The 19,626-nt window shown below is 63.8% G+C and carries 19 protein-coding genes; 7 read left to right on the forward strand and 12 right to left on the reverse strand.

The genetic code is table 11. The annotated features are described in order from the left end of the window. Positions 1-229: 229 nt before the first annotated feature. The 3 genes from ACSBOB_RS06255 to relB form a co-directional block, all read right to left on the reverse strand. Entirely contained in the window at positions 230-1,483 is a 1,254-nt protein-coding gene (locus tag ACSBOB_RS06255) for a D-amino acid dehydrogenase (RefSeq protein ID WP_442581592.1), read from the reverse strand. A 149-nt stretch (positions 1,484-1,632) separates the two neighbouring features. Continuing rightward, a complete protein-coding gene (locus ACSBOB_RS06260; RefSeq protein WP_442581593.1) occupies positions 1,633-1,923 on the reverse strand; it encodes a type II toxin-antitoxin system RelE/ParE family toxin in 291 nt (96 codons plus the stop codon). After that, positions 1,904-2,209 (reverse strand): type II toxin-antitoxin system RelB family antitoxin, encoded by a 306-nt coding sequence (relB, locus tag ACSBOB_RS06265; protein ID WP_442581594.1) that lies wholly within the window; start codon positions 2,207-2,209, stop codon positions 1,904-1,906. The genes ACSBOB_RS06260 and relB overlap by 20 nt, the downstream gene beginning before the upstream one ends. A gap of 189 nt (positions 2,210-2,398) precedes the next feature. On the opposite strand from relB, the gene ACSBOB_RS06270 reads away from it, so the two are divergent. From ACSBOB_RS06270 to ACSBOB_RS06280, 3 genes are all read left to right on the forward strand, one after another. Beyond that, the gene (locus ACSBOB_RS06270) at positions 2,399-3,724 is read left to right on the forward strand and encodes a murein hydrolase activator EnvC family protein (RefSeq protein WP_442583655.1); all 1,326 of its coding nucleotides are present in this window, start codon (positions 2,399-2,401) and stop codon (positions 3,722-3,724) included. Then, a complete protein-coding gene (locus tag ACSBOB_RS06275) occupies positions 3,714-5,039 on the forward strand; it encodes a S41 family peptidase (RefSeq protein WP_442581595.1) in 1,326 nt (441 codons plus the stop codon). Before ACSBOB_RS06270 ends, ACSBOB_RS06275 begins: the two co-directional genes overlap by 11 nt. Before the next feature lie 192 nt (positions 5,040-5,231). Then, positions 5,232-6,365 (forward strand): divergent polysaccharide deacetylase family protein, encoded by a 1,134-nt coding sequence (locus ACSBOB_RS06280; RefSeq protein WP_442583656.1) that lies wholly within the window; start codon positions 5,232-5,234, stop codon positions 6,363-6,365. Positions 6,366-6,406: 41 nt separating this feature from the next. Here the strand turns inward: ACSBOB_RS06280 and ACSBOB_RS06285 are convergent, their stop codons facing one another. Further along, complete coding sequence (locus tag ACSBOB_RS06285) at positions 6,407-7,177, reverse strand: hypothetical protein (protein ID WP_442581596.1); 771 nt, start codon at positions 7,175-7,177, stop codon at positions 6,407-6,409. A 114-nt stretch (positions 7,178-7,291) separates the two neighbouring features. On the opposite strand from ACSBOB_RS06285, the gene ACSBOB_RS06290 reads away from it, so the two are divergent. Together ACSBOB_RS06290 and alr are read left to right on the forward strand one after the other, a co-directional pair. After that, positions 7,292-7,816 (forward strand): RNA pyrophosphohydrolase, encoded by a 525-nt coding sequence (locus ACSBOB_RS06290; protein ID WP_442581597.1) that lies wholly within the window; start codon positions 7,292-7,294, stop codon positions 7,814-7,816. A 139-nt stretch (positions 7,817-7,955) separates the two neighbouring features. Next, a complete protein-coding gene (alr, locus tag ACSBOB_RS06295; protein WP_442581598.1) occupies positions 7,956-9,092 on the forward strand; it encodes an alanine racemase in 1,137 nt (378 codons plus the stop codon). A 4-nt stretch (positions 9,093-9,096) separates the two neighbouring features. On the opposite strand, the gene rlmH is transcribed toward alr, so the two are convergent. Together rlmH and rsfS are read right to left on the reverse strand one after the other, a co-directional pair. Continuing rightward, positions 9,097-9,579, reverse strand: coding sequence for a 23S rRNA (pseudouridine(1915)-N(3))-methyltransferase RlmH (gene rlmH, locus ACSBOB_RS06300; protein ID WP_442581599.1), 483 nt, complete (start codon positions 9,577-9,579; stop codon positions 9,097-9,099). 74 nt (positions 9,580-9,653) lie between these two features. Continuing rightward, positions 9,654-10,031 (reverse strand): ribosome silencing factor, encoded by a 378-nt coding sequence (rsfS, locus tag ACSBOB_RS06305; RefSeq protein WP_442581600.1) that lies wholly within the window; start codon positions 10,029-10,031, stop codon positions 9,654-9,656. A gap of 250 nt (positions 10,032-10,281) precedes the next feature. Between rsfS and ACSBOB_RS06310 the strand changes: the two genes are divergently transcribed. Further along, positions 10,282-10,533 (forward strand): hypothetical protein, encoded by a 252-nt coding sequence (locus ACSBOB_RS06310; protein WP_442581601.1) that lies wholly within the window; start codon positions 10,282-10,284, stop codon positions 10,531-10,533. 201 nt (positions 10,534-10,734) lie between these two features. Then, the gene (locus tag ACSBOB_RS06315; RefSeq protein ID WP_442581602.1) at positions 10,735-13,155 is read left to right on the forward strand and encodes a hypothetical protein; all 2,421 of its coding nucleotides are present in this window, start codon (positions 10,735-10,737) and stop codon (positions 13,153-13,155) included. Between the two features lie 91 nt (positions 13,156-13,246). Here ACSBOB_RS06315 and ACSBOB_RS06320 read toward each other — a convergent pair whose 3' ends face one another. The 6 genes from ACSBOB_RS06320 to obgE all read right to left on the reverse strand — a co-directional run bounded on the left by ACSBOB_RS06320 (position 13,247) and on the right by obgE (position 19,468). Next, complete coding sequence (locus ACSBOB_RS06320) at positions 13,247-14,521, reverse strand: MFS transporter (RefSeq protein WP_442581603.1); 1,275 nt, start codon at positions 14,519-14,521, stop codon at positions 13,247-13,249. 251 nt (positions 14,522-14,772) lie between these two features. Then, on the reverse strand, positions 14,773-15,369 hold the full coding sequence (locus tag ACSBOB_RS06325) for a nicotinate-nucleotide adenylyltransferase (protein ID WP_442581604.1): 597 nt from the start codon (positions 15,367-15,369) through the stop codon (positions 14,773-14,775). Between the two features lie 106 nt (positions 15,370-15,475). After that, complete coding sequence (locus ACSBOB_RS06330) at positions 15,476-16,762, reverse strand: glutamate-5-semialdehyde dehydrogenase (RefSeq protein ID WP_442581605.1); 1,287 nt, start codon at positions 16,760-16,762, stop codon at positions 15,476-15,478. Positions 16,763-16,837: 75 nt separating this feature from the next. Next, positions 16,838-17,206, reverse strand: a complete 369-nt coding sequence (locus tag ACSBOB_RS06335; RefSeq protein WP_442581606.1) for a hypothetical protein — start codon at positions 17,204-17,206, stop codon at positions 16,838-16,840. Between the two features lie 19 nt (positions 17,207-17,225). Beyond that, a complete protein-coding gene (gene proB, locus ACSBOB_RS06340) occupies positions 17,226-18,359 on the reverse strand; it encodes a glutamate 5-kinase (protein WP_442581607.1) in 1,134 nt (377 codons plus the stop codon). 74 nt (positions 18,360-18,433) lie between these two features. Next, the gene (gene obgE / locus ACSBOB_RS06345) at positions 18,434-19,468 is read right to left on the reverse strand and encodes a GTPase ObgE (protein ID WP_442581608.1); all 1,035 of its coding nucleotides are present in this window, start codon (positions 19,466-19,468) and stop codon (positions 18,434-18,436) included. Positions 19,469-19,626 lie beyond the last annotated feature (158 nt).

The raw sequence follows: 19,626 nt of genomic DNA on the forward strand, positions 1-19,626 counted from the left end.
GACGATTCCTTTCAATCGCTCGTGAAATGCCGTCCGACGAGCGTAAAACACGCCGAACATTTGATCGATTTTGGAGAAGAATTCGCCAGAGGGCGCTTATCAAGCGCTTGGTAGACAAAATCGGCTAGCAACATCGATTTCATACATCTAGGTTTTTTAGGGGCAAATGTCAAATCCGATCACGGTCTTGGGAGCGCTCCCGGGAGCACACCGCCGGCGCATGGTGTATTCAGCCATAACGTGACAATCCCAGCTCCTTCACCTCGATCTCCGGCTTCCTGCCCGAGACGATATCGGCCAGCACTTTTCCGGAGCCGCAGGACATGGTCCAGCCCAGCGTGCCATGGCCGGTGCTGAGGTAGAGGTTCGCGAACCGGGTGCCGCCGATGATCGGCGGGCCGTCCGGCGTCATCGGCCGCAATCCGCACCAGAATTTCGCTCCCTCCAGATCGCCGCCTTGCGGAAAGAGATCGCCGACCGAATGCAGCAGCGTCGCCTTGCGCCCGTCATGCAGGCGCAGATCGTAGCCCGAAATCTCAGCCGTGCCGCCGGCGCGGATGCGGCCGCCGAGCCGGGTGATCGCCACCTTGTAGGTCTCGTCCATGACCGTCGACACCGGCGCGCCGGCCTCGTCACGGATCGGTACGGTGATCGAATACCCCTTGATCGGATAGACCGGCAGCGACAGGCCGAGCGGTTTCACCATGATCGGCGAATAGCTGCCCAGCGCCACGACATAGGCGTCGGCGGTGAGAAGCCCGGCGCTGGTGGCGACGCCCGAAATCTTGCCGCCCTCGGCGACGATACGCTCTACCGTCGTGCCGAATTTGAACGTCACGCCGCGGCTCGCCGCGTGCGAGGCCAGCCGCTCGGTGAACATCTGGCAGTCGCCGGTCTCGTCGCCGGGCAGGCGCAGGCCGCCGACGAATTTCTGCCTGACCTTCGCCAGCGCCGGCTCGGCGGCGATGCAGCCGGCGGGGTCCAGCACCTCGAAGGGGACGCCAAACTGTCTTAGCACCTCGACGTCGCCACCGATCCCGTCAAGCTGTTTCTGCGTGCGAAACAGCTGCAGCGTGCCCTGGCTGCGCTCGTCGTAGGAAATGCCGGTCGAGGCCCGCAGGTCCCTCAGGCAGTCGCGCGCATATTCGGCGATCGGCACCATGCGCGCCTTGTTGACGGCATAACGCTTGGAATTGCAGTTCATCAGCATCTTCAGCACCCACGACCACATGGTCGGGTCGATCAGCGGGCGGATGACCAGCGGGCCGTGTTTCATCAGCAGCCATTTGACCGCCTTCACCGGCACCCCAGGCCCGGCCCAGGGCGAGGAATAGCCGGGCGACACTTCTCCCGCATTGGCGAAGCTGGTCTCCAGCGCAGGCCCGGACTGCCGGTCGACGACGGTCACCTCGTGTCCGGCCTCGGCCAGATAATGCGCCGCCGTCACGCCGATCACGCCGCTGCCGAGTATGAGAATCTTCATGGTCGCCCCTCGCATTTGACCCGATCATGTGGCGCTGCCATGTGCGACAGCATGTGCGGGAATGGCAACGGCTTTATTGGCCGCCATCGTTCCCGACGACAATATGAAGCGGCTATAAAGGATCAACGGTAGCTGCTGTGTCGCCGACGTTATTCCACCGGTGGCCATTGCTGGGCAGCGTGCAGCACTCTCAAAATCGTCACGGCACGGGCATCCTCAGCATAAACAACGACGTAATTGGTCCGCACATTCATCTCGCGTGTGCCGGCCATTCGGCCTCGCCGATAAAGCGCTGGATGCTCCGGCAACCGTGCCACCTTGGCTTCGATGTCGTCCTTGACACGCTGTGCAGCTCGGGGATTGTCGTCGGAAATGTAGTCGATGATCGACAGCAGGTCGGCGCGCGCCGTTTCCTTCCAGTCAAGCGCCGGTCCAGGCACGGCTCTTCCTGTCAATCAGTGCTTGGGCCTCATCCATCACATCCTGGTGCGGCACCGAAGGCCTTGTATCCGCAAGCGCTTCCTCCACCTTGGCGCGAAACCATCGGTCGTAGGCTTCGGGGTCCGAGGCGAGGCCGGCGGGCAAGCCGCCTTCCTTGGCAACCCGGGTCAGAAGGATGCGCACTGCGTCGGATATGGTCAACCCAACCTCGGCCAAGGTCTCCGACGCGGCTATCTTCAAGTCGTTGTCGACGCGGACATGCAGCATCGAGGTTCGATTGGCCATTCGAGTTCTCCGGCTCTACCCCTCATCATGTATCTCACTTGAGATACAGAGCAAGTGCTGCTCCGGCCGGCACCGGCGAATTTTCGACAAATTGCTGTCCGACGTTGCGCGATGCGGGACGGGTTTATGGTTGATGGTTCGTTAATAAAGGCGCGGGTAGACTCCCGCATCGACGAACTCAGTGCCGGGATGATGGGGCAAGCGACGAAGAGGATTGCGGACGGGCTTTGCCGCGGCGCAGCGGCCGTGGCCCTGCTCGTCTCCGCGACCGTCGTGGTGCGTGCCCAGCAGGTGAGCGCGGTGCCCCCGTCGCCGGATTCGAGCCGCGCCGAATACGAAGCCGTCAACCGCGAGATCGAACTTTCGGCCGACCGCGTCGAAAAGCTCGCGGCCGAGATCGCGGGGGTGAAGAACGACTACGCCTCGATCACCGCAGCGCTGATCCAGGCAGCCAAGACCGAGAAGAAGCTCGGCCAGGACATCGAGGACATCACCGCGAAACTCGACGGGCTGAAAGGGCAGGCCGACACGGTCCGCGCTTCGCTCCGGGCGCGGCGCGGCGTGCTGGCGGAAGTGCTCGGCGCCTTGCAGCGCATGGGCCTGAACCCGCCGCCGGCGATCCTGGTGAAACCGGAGGACGCGCTGTCGTCGGTGCGCAGCGCGATCCTGCTCGGCGCGGTGGTGCCGGAGCTCAGGCAGGAGACGGAGATCCTGATGGCCGACATGGCCGAGCTGTCGCGCCTCACCGGCTCGATCGAGGCGGAACGCGCAAGGCTCACCGCCTCCGTCACCGACCAGATGGCGGAGCAGCAGCGGCTCACCATGCTGCTTTCGGCCAAGCAGAAGCTGCAGGGCGAGACCGAGGCCGAACTTGCCGCCGAGCGCAAGCGCGCCGAGGAACTGGCCGCCAAGGCCGGCAGTTTGAAGGAGTTGATCGCCGCGCTCGACAAGCAGGCGGAGAAGGACAGGGTGCTGGCGGAAGAGGCGCGCGCCGCCAAGGAGAAGCTGGTTGCCCGCGACGCCGAGATCGCCGCTTTGCCGGAGAACAACCGCACCATCGCGGCGCTGCCCTTCGAGGCGTTGCGCGGCCAGCTGGCGCTGCCGGTCAACGGCAGGTTCAAGCGGCGTTTCGGCGGCAAGGACGATAACGGCGGCGTGATGCAGGGCGACATGGTTGCGACACAATCGGGCTCCATCGTCACGGCTCCTGCCGATGGGAATGTGCTGTATGCGGGGCCATTCCGCTCATACGGACAACTCTTGATCCTCGACGCGGGCGACGGCTATCATGTCGTCCTGGCGGGAATGGATAGAATCACCGTCGCACTCGGACGTTCGGTTCTGGCCGGGGAACCGGTCGGTGCGATGGGGGAAGCCAGGGTGGCAAGCACGCTGGCCAGTAATGTGGCGAATGGACCGGAACTCTATGTAGAGTTCCGCAAGGATGGAAAACCCGTCGATCCGACCCCCTGGTGGGCGGAGCGTCTTTCTGGAAGGACAGCAAATGGTACGTAAATTGTCGCTTCTGTTTGCCGGTGCGTTGATGGGCGCGTCAGCCATGAGCCTCGTCTATGGCGCCGCCGGCACGACGGCGAACGCGGCGGGCTCCGAAACCTACAAGCAGCTTGCCATCTTCGGCGACATCTTCGAGCGGGTGCGGGCGCAATATGTGACGCCGCCCGACGAGAAGACGCTGGTGGAAAGCGCCATCAACGGCATGCTGACCTCGCTCGATCCGCATTCGTCCTACATGAACCCCGAAGCCGCCAAGGACATGCGCGTCCAGACCAAGGGCGAGTTCGGCGGCCTCGGCATCGAGGTCACCATGGAAAACGAGCTGGTCAAGGTGATCACGCCGATCGACGACACGCCTGCCGCCAAGGCCGGCGTGCGCGCCGGCGACTACATCTCGGCCATCGACGGCGACGAAGTGCGCGGCATGACGCTGAACGACGCAGTCGAGAAGATGCGCGGCCTCGTCAACACGCCGATCAAGCTGACCATCCTGCGCGAAGGCGCCGACAAGCCGCTCGATATCACCATCGTGCGCGACATCATCAAGGTGAAGGCCGTCAAGTACCGGGTCGAGAACGACGTCGGCTACATGAAGATCACCTCGTTCACCGAGAAGACCTACGACGATCTGGAAGCCGCCATCGCGGCGATCAAGAAACAGGTACCGGACGACAAGCTGAAGGGCTACGTGCTCGACCTGCGCCTCAACCCCGGCGGCCTGCTCGACCAGGCGGTCAGCGTGTCCGACGCCTTCCTCGACCGGGGCGAGATCGTCTCGACGCGCGGCCGCGATCCCAAGGACGTGACCCGCTTCGACTCGCGGGCCGGCGACGACATCGACGGCAAGCCGGTCGTGGTGCTCGTCAATGGCGGCTCGGCCAGCGCCTCGGAGATCGTCGCCGGTGCGCTGCAGGACCATCGCCGCGCCACCGTGGTCGGCACGCAGTCCTTCGGCAAGGGTTCGGTGCAGACCATCATACCGCTCGGCGAGAACGGCGCGTTGCGCCTGACCACGGCGCTCTACTACACGCCGTCCGGCAAATCGATCCAGGGCAAGGGCATCACCCCCGACATCAAGGTCGACCAGCCGCTGCCGGAGGATTTGAAGAACGTCGACACGACGCGCGGCGAGTCGGATCTGAAGGGCCACATCAAGGGCGCCGACGAGAGCGACCAGGGTTCTGGCTCGGCCGCCTACGTGCCGCCGGATCCGAAGGACGACGTGCAGCTTGCCTACGCGCTCGACCTGCTGCGCGGCATCAAGACCGATCCGGCCTTCCCGCCGAACCCGGACAAGGCCGTCCTCAACCAGTAAGCGTTCAGGGAAACACGGCGGAGATCATCTCCGCCGTTTTCTTGTCTGGCGAAGCGTATCCGCCATTTCGTATCGCGTTGCCGTTGTCCTGATCGCATGCGCTGGCGCGAAAGGCTGCCGCAAGCTTCCAATGACAAGATGCAGCCGGCGGAATTTGCCTGGGATCTGGCAAAGGGGTGCGGCTTGTCGGTCATGCAGAGGGAAATCGAGCGTCCGCTGGGGCAGGGCCTCGCGATGGGCGATGGCGGTTCGCGCCGCGTCAGCGCCAATGCGGTGGTCTCCAGCCTCGCTGTTCTCGCCATAATCGCCGTTTCCGGCGCCATCGCGCTGCGCGACCGGCCGTTCCGCATGCCGGCGCCGGTGGTGACGACCACGCCTGAAACGGCGGAGACCGGCAAGGCCGATCCGTCGAAATCCGCCACGCAAGCCGACGGCGGCGCGAAGATCATCCGCGTCGATCCCGCAAAGCAGTCCGGCAGCGGTGTCGTGGTGATCCGCGATCCCTCGGCGATCGGCCAGAACTTGCGCGTCGCGCATCTGCCGGATCCGGCTCTGATCGAGCAGAGCGAAACCGGGCCGCTGCCCATCCGCGCCGCTGACGGCCGGCGTCCCTTCGACGTCTATGCGCGGCCGTGGTCCGGCGCGCGCGGCGCCCGCGTCGCCATCGTCATTGGCGGCTTCGGCATCTCGCAGACCGGCACGCAGGCGGCGATCCAGCGCCTTCCCGCCGAGGTCACCATCGCCTTCTCGCCGCAGGGTAACAGCATCGGTCGCTGGATGCAGGCGGCCCGGCAGAAGGGCCACGAGATCGTCATGCAGGTGCCGCTGGAGCCGTTCGACTATCCGAACGTCAACCCAGGACGCAACACGCTGACGGTCGACGCTTCCGCCGACGAGAGCATCAAGAACCTGCGCTGGGCGCTGTCGCGCACCACCAATTACACCGGCGTGATGAATTTCATGGGCGCCCGATTCTCGGCGGACAGCGAAGCGATGCAGCCGATGCTGGCCGAACTCGGAAAACGCGGCCTGCTCTACCTCGACGACGGCTCGTCTGCCCGCACCACCGCTCCGGAACTGGCGCTGAAGAACGGCGTGCCCTTCGCCGCCGGCGACGCGACGCTCGACACCGACCGCGACCGCGGCGCCATCCTGAAGAAGCTCGACGAACTGGAGCGCACCGCCCGCGCCAAGGGTTTCGCCATCGGCACCGGCTTCGCCTTCGACACCACCGTCGACGCCGTCACCATCTGGGCCACGGAGGCGAAAAAACGCGGCATCGAGATCGTGCCGATCTCGGCGCTGGCCAGCGATCCGGAGCGGTAGAGAATTCTGGATGCGCGCAGGATTTAGCTCCAGTAGTCTTTCTACTCGGTAGAACCTGCGGTCAGTGTTACCGTTGGCGAAACGCCGGCGGCCTTGTTCGGGTCGTCTTTTTTCGGCGGCGATGCGGTTGCTTTGCTGGCTTGTAGTGCTGAATCTATCTTCGCCTCAATGATTGGTGGTAGGCATAGTTCAAGATAGCCACGAATGCTGTGGTATGCTTCAGGACTGGTTGTGATATTTGAAGGAATGACGTTGCGCCGATATTCTGCTTGCATCGCCTCTACTACATGGTGAACAGTCGATGAATGTCCGGAATACAAATAGCTATTGGCAAAGGTGTCGACATATTTGCTTGTGAGACCGAATGCCTGGGTTACAATAGCCATTGCCACTTTGCTCGAAGGGTCCGTCGCCATGATAGCGTTAACCAGAAGGCCGGTGCTATCCACCGCAGACTTAAAACGGTCGCGTGCGTGATCCAGCGCGTAGAGTTCCCCCATGTATTGGTCACATTCGGCATCGACGAAATTGAACCCCTCGACGGCTGCATAGTACCAAATGCCCTTTCCGGGTGTTGGAGCGCCCCCCTTCACAGCGCTGTCTAGAAAGGCGTTCATAATTCTTGCTTGGTTGCTTAAATGCGGCTCTACGCGTTTCGCATAAGGCATCTCGGGATTTGGGCCATTGCGATAATCCCAGCCAATTACCGCCTGTGGGATGCATGATGATGCAAATATAACTGGTAATATCGTCCATGCAACGCCAGATTGTCTTTTGTACATTGTAACACCCCAAATAACTTGATCTTCCATCAAATAATCGTCTGAGTCGAGTCTCCTTTGTACTTGGCCAGCAGAGCGTCATGTTGGTTCAGGAATTTTACAAACGATGGTGACTCGTTTGAAGCAACGTGGTTGATAGCGGCCATGTCCAAACCGAAAAAACCCCTCGATCCCGAATCGCTGCCTTACCGCCCCTGCGTCGGCGTCATGGTGCTGAACCGCGAGGGGCTGGTGTGGACCGGCCACCGCATTGCCCAGCCCGACAGCGAGTTCGCCGGCACGCCGCTGCTGTGGCAGATGCCGCAGGGCGGCATCGACAAGGACGAGGAGCCGTATCCGGCGGCCTTGCGCGAACTCTATGAGGAGACCGGCATGCGCTCGGTGTCGCTGCTTGCCGAAGCGCCGCAGTGGATCCGGTACGACCTGCCAGAAAACCTGCTCGGCGTCGCCTTCAAGGGCAGATACCGCGGCCAGACGCAAAAATGGTTCGCGTTCCGCTTCACCGGCGACGAGCGCGAGATCGCCATCAACCCGCCGCCGGGCGGCCACGAGGCGGAGTTCGACGACTGGGCCTGGAAGCCGATGGCCGGGCTGCCCGACCTGATCGTCCCCTTCAAGCGCCACACCTATGTCGAGGTGGTCGCCGCCTTCCGGCACCTGGTGGCGTGAAGCGCGCGCCGGTCATCGCTGCGCTGTTCGGGGTCGTCAAGCGGACGCAACGGCGGTCCACGCCCTGACGGGTTGCGGCGGAGCGGTCCGCGCACTACTCATCGTCGCCTATTGCATTCCGACCAACGAAACCGAAGCCATGACGAAGCGCAGAGAACAGGTGGTTAGGGTTTCAGACGCGGAGGGTTTTGCCGAGGCAGGGGCCGTGCTCACCATCGACCTCGCGGCGATCCGCGCCAACTATCGGCTGCTGCGCACGATGCTCGGCGGTGCGCGCTGTGCGGCGGTGGTCAAGGCCGACGCCTACGGCCTTGGCGCGGACAGGGTCGCGCCGGCTCTGGTCAAGGAGGGCTGCGACACCTTTTTCGTCGCCCATCTCAGCGAAGGCATCGCGCTGCGGAAAATCCTCGGCGAAAGCCCGGAGATCTTCGTCCTCAACGGACTGCCGCCCGGTGCGGAAGGCGCCTGCGCGGCGGCCGGGCTGATCCCGGTGCTGAACAGCGAGGCGCAGCTTGTCGCGTGGCGGGAGCACGCCGCGCGCGACCGCAAGACATTGCCGGCCGCGGTGCAGGTCGACAGTGGCATGGCGCGGCTCGGCATGCCGCCGGAGGAAGTGGCGCGCATCGCCTTCGACCCGCGTGCCTTCGACGGCATCGACGTGAGGCTGGTGATGAGCCACTTCGCCCGCGCCGACGAGCCGCGCGAAGCCGCCAACGCGACGCAGCGTGCGGTGTTCGAGGCGTTGGCGAAGATGCTGCCGGCCGCGCCGCGCTCGCTCGCCAATTCGTCCGGCATATTCCCCGGTGCCGAAAACCACTACGACCTCGCCCGCCCCGGCTGCGCGCTCTACGGCGTCAATCCCGTGCCGGGGACAGAAAACCCGATGCTGCCGGTGGTGCGGCTCGAGGCCAAGGTGATCCAGACCCGCGAAATCCCCGCCGGCTCCGGCATCGGCTACGGCCACGCCGCCAAGGCCGTGGAGAAAATGCGGCTCGCCACCATCTCGCTGGGCTACGCCGACGGCTGGCACCGCCGCGCCGCCTCCTTCGCCTTTCTGGCCGGCCAAAGGCTGCCCTTCGTCGGCCGCGTCTCGATGGATTCGATCATCCTGGACATCTCCGCCCTGCCGCCCGGCTCACTCGCGCCCGGCACGCTGGTCGAACTCATCGGCCCGCACCAGAGCGTCGACGAGGTCGCCGCTCAGGCCGGCACCATCGGCTACGAGGTGCTGACCAGTTTTGGATCGCGGTTTCATCGGGTTTATGTGGGCGGGTGAGACATCAAACCCGGTGATACGGGTGTCCCGACAGGATCGTCGTGGCGCGGTAAAGCTGCTCGGCCAGCATGATGCGCACCATCTGGTGCGGCCAGGTTAGCGCGCCGAGCGACCAGACGAGCGCCGCGCGCCCGCGCAGCCGTTCCTCATGGCCGTCCGGTCCGCCGATGGCGAACACCGCTGTCCGCTGGCCGTCGTCGCGCAAAAAAGCCAGGCGTTCGGAAAATTGCGGGGATGAAAGGTTCCTGCCGCGCTCGTCGAGCAGGATGAGCGCCGCCTTGTCGTCGAGCACGGACAGCAGGCGGTCGGCTTCCTCGCGCTCGCGCTCGGCGGCCGAGGCTGCGCGGCTCTCGGCAATCTCGGTCACGCCGGAAAATTCCAGCCCGATCGCCGGCCCGCTCCTGGCGAACCGGTCCAGATAGCGGGCGGACAATTCCTTCTCGGGGCCGGCTTTCATGCGGCCCACGGCATGGATCGATATCTTCATCGCGCCGCCTTTACAGGCGAAAGCCTGCCGCCGCCAGATTGCGTCGGGTCAGAACGGCGCGTCCGCCTGCTGCGTCAGTGCAAGGTCTCTTCGCCCAGGTCCGGCGTCTGCCACATCTTTTCGAGATTGTAGAATTCGCGGACCTCGGGGCGGAAGACATGCACGATGATGTCGCCCGAATCGATCAGCACCCAATCGGCGCCGGTCAGGCCCTCGACGCGGGCGGTGCCGAAACCGGCATCCTTGAGCGCCTTGAGCACGTGATCGGCCACCGCCGACACATGACGGTGCGACCGGCCCGACGCAACCACCATGTGGTCGGCGAGGCTGGATTTTCCGGTTATGTCGATGGAGACGATGTTTTCGGCCTTGGAGTCATCGAGACTGGCAAGGACTGTTTCGAGGGCGCGGGACACGGAGTCCATTCCGCTGATCCCGGCCGGCGAAGGCATTGGATAGGCCTTCTTCCGTAGTGCTGTTCTCAGTGTCTTTCCTTTCGCGACAAGAACAACCAGATGATCCGCCAAATCAGCGGATACTGTGAAGATAGGCGCAGCAGGGTGAAGGTTTCAAGACACCTCCGTCACCTCATTTTTGCGATGCGGCATGGCGAGGGCGCCGGCGCCCTCCAGCCCGCTTTCGAGGGAACGCATCCGCCGGTCAGGTGTTTGCGTCGCATTGCGGCTATTCGGAGCAGGATCAATGGAAGGTGCGGCGCAAGAGGCATTGGCGACAATCGGCACCGGTTTCGGCACCGTGGTGCTGCTCGTCATCGGCTACATCGTCGCCGGCCTGCCCGGCAATCGCCGCCGGGCGTGCTTGCATGGTTGGTTTGAGGGATTTTCGCCAGCGACGTCGGAAAGCAGGCCAGGAAGGCTGCCTTGTGCACGTCCGGCGTATCGATTTCATCGTGGCAGGAACAATGCGCCGCAGTTTTGCCTGATATCGACTTGACCGCAAATCTGACGCTGCATCTCCGCCTGTTCGATCGAGGCAGAGGTAATTTCCCGGCCGGCCGAATAGCGCCTGATGGTCAATATTGCGGAACACTTGAAGGCAGGCTAGCCTGAATTTGCATAGACTCCGCTGGCAAAGCAACAGCTGCCGGCCTTTTTATTCCGCTTTCTCAATCGTACTGGATCCGACGAGGACATAATGGTTGCCAGCAACATCACCAGCATGAGCCGCATCTCGATCTCCACCACCGGCAGGCCGGGCAACAGCGCTTCAATCCTTCCCGATATCTCCGGCGATGGCCGCTTCATAACGTTCACCAGCGCCTCGACTTCGCTGGACCCGACCGGCGGCAGCAACGGCAACTATAATCATGTCTTCCTGCGCGACACGCTGACCGGCACGACGACGCTGGTCACCATGGGTTTCAACGGGACTCCGGCCAACACCGGCGGTGGCCAGCCCTCAGTGTCCGACGACGGCCGCTTCGTCTGCTTCGTCGCCGATCCCGGCGACTTCGTCGAAGGTGAAAACCCCGCCGGCAGCGACACCATCTATGTACGCGACATGGCCTCGGGTACGACGATCAGCATCCCTCAGATCGTTCCCGGGGGCGCCTCGCTTGGCGACCCCCACATGAGCGGCGATGGACGCTACGTCGTCTACTGGCAAGGCAGCAATGTCTATCGCTACGATCTTCTGACCCGGCAGACTGAGAATGCGTCCCTGCCGACCACCGGGGCGGGGGCCAATGGTGGCTCGTATTTCGGCGATGTCTCGCATGACGGCCGTTACGTCGTCTTCCAGAGCGATGCGAGCAACCTGCTCGATCTGGACGGCAACGACGACAACGGCGTGTCGGATATCTTCCTGCGCGACATGGCAACGGGAACGCTGACCCGGGTGTCGCTGACCGATGCGGACAGCCAGACAAACGGCCACAGCAGTGACGCCGTCGTTTCCGACAACGGCCGCTATGTCGTCTTTACCAGCGCGGCGTCAAACCTCATCGCTGGTCCAAGCAGCGGCCACGACCAGATATTCATCCGCGACACGGTAGCCAACACCACAAAAATCGTCTCGGCCCCCGCCGGTGACATACAGGGCGATGGCGATAGCGGCTCCGCCGACATCTCCGCCGACGGCCGGTATGTCGTTTTCGAAAGCAAGGCCGACAATCTGGTGGCCGGCGACCTGAACGGCAAGAGCGATGTTTTTGTTTATGATACGTGGTCCGGATTAACGGTCATGCTGTCGGTCGCGGCATTCGGAGGGATTTCCAATGGCGATTCCTACGATGCCCACATTTCCGCCGACGGCCGCTATGTGACGTTCTACAGCAGCGCCTCCAACCTGACCCCGGGGGACAGCAACAACACGGCGGACATCTTTCGTGTGTCACTGTTGGCCTCCGACGCTGCCGACTACCTCATCGGCGGGGATGGCGCGGACACCATTTCGGGTCTTGGCGGCGACGACGTCATCAATGGCGGCCTCGGCGCAGACCGGATGAGCGGCGGCGCGGGCAACGATACCTTCTATGTCGACAATGCCGACGACGAGGTCTTCGATCTTGCCGGTAACGGCTTCGACAAGGTTGTGAGCAGCACCAGCTACACGCTGACCGTCAACGCGGAGATCGAGGTTTTCTCGACCGACGACGCCGCAGGCACCGCTTCGTTGCGGCTGACCGGCAGTCAATTCGCCCAGATCATCCAGGGCAACGCCGGGCGCAACCTCCTTGACGGCAAGGGCGGCGGCGATACGATGTACGGCTACGGTGGCGACGATTGGTATTATGTCTACAGTGGCTCCGATCGGGTTTTTGAAGCGGCAGGTCAAGGCACTGACCGGGTGCTGGTCTCCGGGGCCTACACCCTCGCGGCCGGGATAGAGGTTGAAATCCTCTCGTCCACCGACTCGGCCAGCACCGTACCGGTGAATCTGACCGGCAACGAATTCATACAAACCATCTTCGGCAATGCCGGCGTCAACAAACTCAATGGTAGGGGCGGCGCCGACAGGATGTATGGCTACGGCGGCAACGATATCTACTATGTCGACAATGCCGGCGATAAAGTCTTCGAATCGGTCGGCAAAGGCTTCGATCGGGTTCTCACCACGGTCCACTACGTTCTGGCGGCGGGAACGGAGATCGAAATCCTCACCGTCGCCAAATCAACCTCTACGAGCACCATTAACCTGATCGGCAATGAATTCGGTCAAAGGGTCGCCGGCGGCGCCGGCACCAACATCATCGACGGGAAAGGTGGTTTGGACACGCTGCTAGGGGGCGCAGGCAAGGATTATTTCACCTTCACCACCGCGCTGGACGCCGTGACAAATGTCGACACCATCGGCGACTTCAATGTCGTGGACGACACGATCCGGCTGGAAAACGCGGTTTTCACCGCGCTGACGGCGACTGGCGCGCTGGCGTCCGGCTTTTTCCGCGCCAATGCCACCGGCACGGCGCAGGACGCCAACGACTACATCGTCTATGAGACCGACACCGGAAAACTCTTCTACGACGCCGACGGCAACGGCGCCGGCGCGGCGATCCGGTTCGCCACGCTCACCGGACTGCCTGTTCTCACGGCGGCGGATTTCTTGGTAATCTGAGGGGCGGTAAAGACCGCTGGCGGTTTCCTTTTCCTGGGCGGCGAACAAGAGGCGGCGCGAAGGGTCGAAGTGAAAAACCCCCGGCTAACTCCTACCTCTCCTCCTCTCCCGAAAACGCCATGTCGACCGGCAGCGGCGCCTGCGAGCTCATCGGCGCAAAACTGCCGGTTTCTTCCGGCGGCACGGGCGAGGCCTTCAGCACCCGCCAGAACACGAAGGCCGAAAAGCTCGCGGCGATGGCGATCGCCACATAGATGAAACTCTGCGTGCCGTAGAGCGCGGTCAGCACCGTGCCGAGGCCGGGCGCGATGAAACCCGCCACCGACCAGGCGAACAGCATGGTGCTGGACAGCGTGACCAGTTCGTCCTTGCGGGCGCGGTCGCTGCCGTGGGCGCTGGAAAGCGAATAGATCGAATCCGAGGCGCCGCTCCACACCACGTAGATCGCGATGATGACGAGCAGCGCCGCGCCGTCGAAGCGGATCGCCACGACGCCCATGACGGCCACGAGCAGGGCCGCGCCGATCATCACGTAGCGGCGGTCGGTGCGGTCGGAGACCCAGCCGAGCGGGAACTGGAACATCAGCGTGCCCAGCGGCATCGCCGACATCAGCGTCGCCACCTGGCCCTGCGAATAGCCTTTCGCCGTTGCGTGGATCGGCGCGAAGCCGGCGATCATCATCGACAGGCCGCCGACCGCCAGCATTCCGGCCATGCCGACCGGCGAGATGCGCCATGCCTTCCGCCACGCCACCGAGCCGCCCTCGGGGGCAGGGGGCTGCGCCAGCCTCGTCATGCCGACCGGCATGATCGACAGCGCCGTGAAGATGATGCCGAAGATCGGCGCCTGCGGCGTGGCGATGTCGGCGAGGCCGAGCAGGAACGCGCCGGTGCCCAGCCCCACCACATAGGAGACGTAGAAGATCGCCATGACCCGGCCGCGGATGCGGTTGTCGACCACGTCGTTCAGCCAGCTTTGCGCGACGATGAACAGGCCGGATATGGCGAACCCGTAGAGCGCGCGCGATAGGATCCAGACCGGCCCGTCGACGACGAGCGCCACCAGGGCATTGGCCAGCACGATCAGGCCGGAGAACAGCAAATAGCTGCGCGCATGGCCGACCCGGCGCACCAGCGGTCCGGTCAGGAGGCAGCCAAGCAGTCCGCCCGCCGACAGGCCGGTCAGGATCGAGCCGGCCCAGGTCGGCGCGAAACCCTCGATGCCGAGCTTTACGGGTATGTAGGCGAAGAGCAGCCCGTTGCCGATCGCCACCAGCGCCATCGACACGATGATCGAGGCAATGGCGATCGTCGGCGTTGGGCTTTTGTCCGCCTCGCCGCCTCCCGTCCCGGAACTCGCCCGCATCTCTCCCATGGCGCGAAAATGCCTCGCCGGCGGGGCGGGCGCGGCGTCAAAAGCGACATGGCCGGATACGCAAAGGCCGAACGCGGTTTTTCGGCGGTCGAGTGATGCGAATGGTCACGCGCGTGAAGGCTCAACCCGGATTTTCAGGTCTCGCGTGAAGCGCGTTGCGGTATTCTTTACGTCGGCTCCAGGCAAATCGCTGAAATTGCGGGATATTCAGGACTTCGCGCAAATTTTCCGGGTGGCGCGGCCTATTGTTTTTGCTGGCTTTTCTGCGCCCGGATCGCTGTCGAAGACATGGATGAGCGTGGCCCGTGCACAAAGGTCCAGGCCGGCGCCTTCATCCTCGCCAACCGTGGCGCATCGGCTTCGTCGACCCGCGCATAGTCGAATGTTTTCGCCACGACGGACGACAGGAAGGCCAGCGTCGCGCCCGGCCGGTCGATAACAGCTATCGGAAAAGTAAGGACAATCTGGCGCCAACGCTGCCAGCGGTGGAAGTCGCGCAGATTGTCGGCGCCCATGATCCAGACGAAGTCGATGCCCGGATTGCGCGCCTTGATATAGGCCAGCGTGTCGGCCGTGTAGCGGAAATTCTGCCGCGCCTCGAAGGCGGTCACCTTGATCCGCGGGTCCTGCGCAATCTTCTCCGACAGCTTTATCCGTTCACCGAGTGGCAGCAATTCGCTTTTGTTTTTCAACGGGTTGCCAGGCGTCACCATCCACCACAGCTGGTCGAGCGAAAGCCGCCTCAATGCGATTTCGGCGACCAGCGCATGGCCGGCATGCGGTGGGTTGAACGACCCGCCAAACAGCCCCACCTGCATGCCTTTCTCGACATGCGGCATCGAAAGGTAATGTCTCGAAAGCAAATCTCCCGCCTCGCCGGGACGATCCTCGGCAGGCGGGGAGGGGACGCTAAGAGGCGAGGCGATGTTCAATTTAGGTTTGCGATCAAGGCCTTAGCTGGCCCGTGCCGCGCACGCGATATTTGAACGAGGTGAGTTGTTCGACGCCCACCGGCCCGCGTGCATGCATCTTTCCGGTGGCGATGCCGATCTCGCCGCCGAAGCCGAATTCGCCGCCATCGGCGAACTGCGTCGAGGCGTTGTGCAGGAGGATGGCCGAGTCGATCTCGTTGAAGAACCGCTCAACCACCTGATTATCCTCGGCAATCACCGCTTCGGTGTGGTGCGACGACCATTTTTCGATATGCTCGATCGCGCCGGAAATGCCGTCGACCAGCTTCACGGAAATGATCGCGTCCAGATATTCGGTCCCCCAGTCCTCCTCGGTCGCCGCCCTGGCTGCCGGGTAGAGTTCGCAAGTCTCTGAATCCGCTCGTATTTCGCAGCCGGCCTCCGCCAGCGCATTCAGGATAGGCACGATGAATGTCTCGGCCGCGGCGCGATCGACCAGCAGCGTCTCGGCCGAGCCGCATATACCAGTCCTGCGCATTTTTGCGTTCACGATCAACGGGATAGCCATGTCGAGTTTCGCCGATTTGTCGACATAGAGATGACAAAGCCCTTCCAGATGCGCGAAGACAGGCACCCGCGCTTCCGTCTGAACCCTGGCCACCAGGCTCTTGCCGCCGCGCGGCACGATCACGTCGAGATTGCCCGAAAGCCCTTTAAGCATCTCGCCCACGGCCGCGCGGTCGGTCACCGGCACCAGTTGAATCGCATCCGCCGGCAGGCCGGCCGACTTCAAGCCATCTGAAAGTGCCGCATGGATCGCGGCGGAAGAATTCAGCGAATCCGATCCACCCCGTAAAACCACGGGATTTCCGGCCTTTAGGCACAATGCGCCGGCGTCGGCCGTCACGTTCGGCCGGCTCTCGTAGATCACGCCGATAACGCCGAGCGGCGTGCGGACCCGTTCGATATGCAGCCCGTTCGGCCGGTCCCATTCGGCGATCACGTCTCCCACCGGGTCGCGCAGACCGGCGATTGCCCGTACACCGTCCGCCATGCCGCGGATGCGGGCGGGCGTCAGCGTCAGCCGGTCCATCATCGCCGACGAAAGGTTTGATTCCTCGCCGTTTTTCAAGTCGATGGCATTGGCGTCGAGGATTTTTTGCTCGTCACGCAGTATGGCGTCGGCTATGGCGATCAGCGCGTCGTTCTTCTGCTTCGCTGGCGCGAGCGCCAATGGCCGCGTGGCGGCGCGCGCCTTGCGGCCGATCTCGGCCATCAGATCGGCGGTTTCCGTGGCAAGGTTTTCGTGCGTCTTCAGCATGGCGCGCCTGTCCGTTTCGTATCGCCCTTTACACCCCCGGTTCCCGCGCGGCAACGCCGTTGGAGCTGACGTTCATCACGTGAAAGCTGCCATTCCCCTCATGCCGGCATAGGCAAGGCCGGCGCCAATCAGGACCAGCAGGATGTTGAGCAAGATGCCGACGACTGCGGAAAACCTGCCATCATCGCGAGCGATCCCGACGAAGCCGAAGACGATGCCCAGCACGTGCAGAATCGGTGCGACCAGGAAGTAGACGATGCCCAATGTCAATGCAGCGCCGTTCGCGCTTGCTTCGGAGCTGCCATCGGAGAGCGCGAAGAAGATGCCTATGGCCGCGCCGACCAGCAGCAGGGAGGCCAGCGCGAAAAGGATCGACCAGCGGCCGTAACGGCGCGGGCGCGCCGGGATGTCGGCCAGGGACGCATTCCTCCCCCATTGCGGCATTGGTTCCCCCAAACGCCTGTCAGACGGCAGCCGTCCGTGCCATCGAGATCACCAGATCGTCGCGATGCACCATGGCGGAGCGCGCCTCATAGCCCAGGCGGGCGGCGATCTCCGGCGTCTTCAGACCGGCGATGCGTACCGCGTCGGGCGCGTCATAGGCGACCAGCCCGCGCGCAATCTCGCGACCATCCGGATCGAGGATGGCCACCGTGTCGCCGCGCGAAAAGACGCCGCTCACGAGCTTCACGCCTGCCGGCAGCAGTGATTTTCCCGACATCAGCGCGCCGACCGCGCCGGCATCGATGGTGAGTCGGCCGGCCGGCTCCAGCTGCCCGGCGATCCAGGTCTTGTAGCCCTTCACCGGGCTGGCGCTCGGCCGGAAGAAGGTGGCGCGCTCGCCGCGTTCGATCGCCATCAGTGGGTTTTGCCGCGTGCCCGATGTGATGATCATCGCGGTGCCGGCCAGCGTCGCGATTTTGCCGGCGTCGAGTTTTGTGCGCATGCCGCCGCGCGACAGTTCGGATGCCGCGGCACCCGCCATCGCCTCGATGTCAGGCGTAATGCGGTCGACGACCGGAATGAATTTTGCGTCGGGATAGCGGGCAGGGGGCGCCGTATACAAGCCGTCGATGTCGGAGAGCAGGATCAGCAAGTCGCCGCCCATCATGGTGGCGACACGCGCCGCCAGCCGGTCATTGTCGCCGTAGCGGATTTCGGTGGTGGCCACTGTGTCGTTCTCGTTGATGACCGGTATCGCCTTGAATTCCAGCAGTTTTGAGATGGTGGCGCGGGCGTTCAGATAGCGGCGGCGCTCCTCGGTGTCGCCAAGGGTGAGCAGGATCTGACCGGAACGCAGGCCATGGCGCCCCAGAGCTTCCGACCAGGCGCTGGCCAGCGCGATCTGGCCGACAGCGGCGGCGGCCTGGCTTTCCTCCAGCTTGAGCACGCGCTTTCCCAGCGACAGGATGGTGCGGCCGAGCGCGATGGCGCCCGACGAGACGACCAGGATCTCGGCGCCGTCCTTGGCCAATACGGCGACATCATCGGCCAGCGACTCCAGCCAGGCGCGCTTCAGGCCCGCCTCGCGATCGACCAGCAGCGCCGAGCCGATCTTTACGGTGATGCGGCGGTAGGATTTGAGGGAGACGGTCATGCGGCAAGCGTCGTGTTCAGGAGTTTAGGCGGCACAGAGGGGCGATATTGGGCGAAGGCTGACATTTCCGTCTGCTAGCCCTGCCACCGCACATCCGGCACAACTGGCGTGCCAGCCTCGCGTGCGCCCTGGATCTCCGTCATCAGCGCCCGCTGCACCGCCTCGACGCCTTCGCCTGTGACGGACGAAAGCACCAGCGGCGCGCGGCCGGCGGCGCGCTTCAGCGCAGCTACCTTCTTCTTGCGCGTCGCCGCATCCAGCGTGTCGGCCTGGCTCAGCGCGACAATCTCGGGTTTTTCGGCAAGCCCGTTGCCGTAAGCCTCCAACTCGCCGCGCACTGTCTTGTAGGCTTTTCCGGGATGCTCTTCCTGCGCCGACACCAGATGCAGCAGAACCCGCGTACGCTCGACATGGCCCAGAAAACGGTCGCCGATGCCGACGCCCTCATGCGCGCCCTCGATCAGGCCGGGTATGTCGGCGATGACGAATTCGCGGGCGTCGATGCGGGCGACGCCCAGGCCCGGATGCAGCGTGGTGAACGGATAGTCGGCGATCTTGGGTTTTGCCGCGGTGACCGCCGCGAGAAACGTCGACTTGCCGGCATTGGGCATGCCGACCAGGCCGGCGTCGGCGATCAGCTTCAGCCTGAGCCAGATGATGCGTTCCTCTCCGGGCAGGCCGGGATTGGCGCGGCGCGGCGCCTGGTTGGTCGAGGTCTTGAAATGCTGGTTGCCGAAGCCGCCATTGCCGCCCTTGGCGAGCAGGAAGCGCTGGCCGACGATGGTCAGGTCGCAGATCAGCGTCTCGTTGTCCTCCTCGAAGACCTGCGTTCCCGCCGGCACCTTCAGCGTCACGTCGGCGCCCTTGGCGCCGGTCATGTTGCGGCCCATGCCATGCACGCCGGTCTTGGCGCGAAAGTGCTGCTGGTAGCGGTAGTCGATCAGCGTGTTCAGCCCGTCGACGGCTTCCAGCCAGACGTCGCCGCCACGCCCGCCGTCGCCACCGTCCGGTCCGCCGAACTCGATGAATTTTTCACGCCGGAACGACAGCGCGCCGGCGCCGCCGTCGCCGGAGCGGATGTAGACTTTGGCCTGGTCGAGAAATTTCATCTTGTCTTTCGGCGGCGAAGTTCTGTTGGCTTGCTCTATCGTAAAGTTTTGGTTGGCGCGAGTGTGGAAACGGCGGCGATTGGCGAACCCTCCCCCTTGAGGGGAGGGTCGGCAAGCGATCGGAGCGAAGCGAAGTGAGCGAGCCGGGGTGGGGTCGC

Source organism: Mesorhizobium sp. KACC 23794, from assembly GCF_052180275.1.
Taxonomy (GTDB): domain Bacteria; phylum Pseudomonadota; class Alphaproteobacteria; order Rhizobiales; family Rhizobiaceae; genus Kumtagia.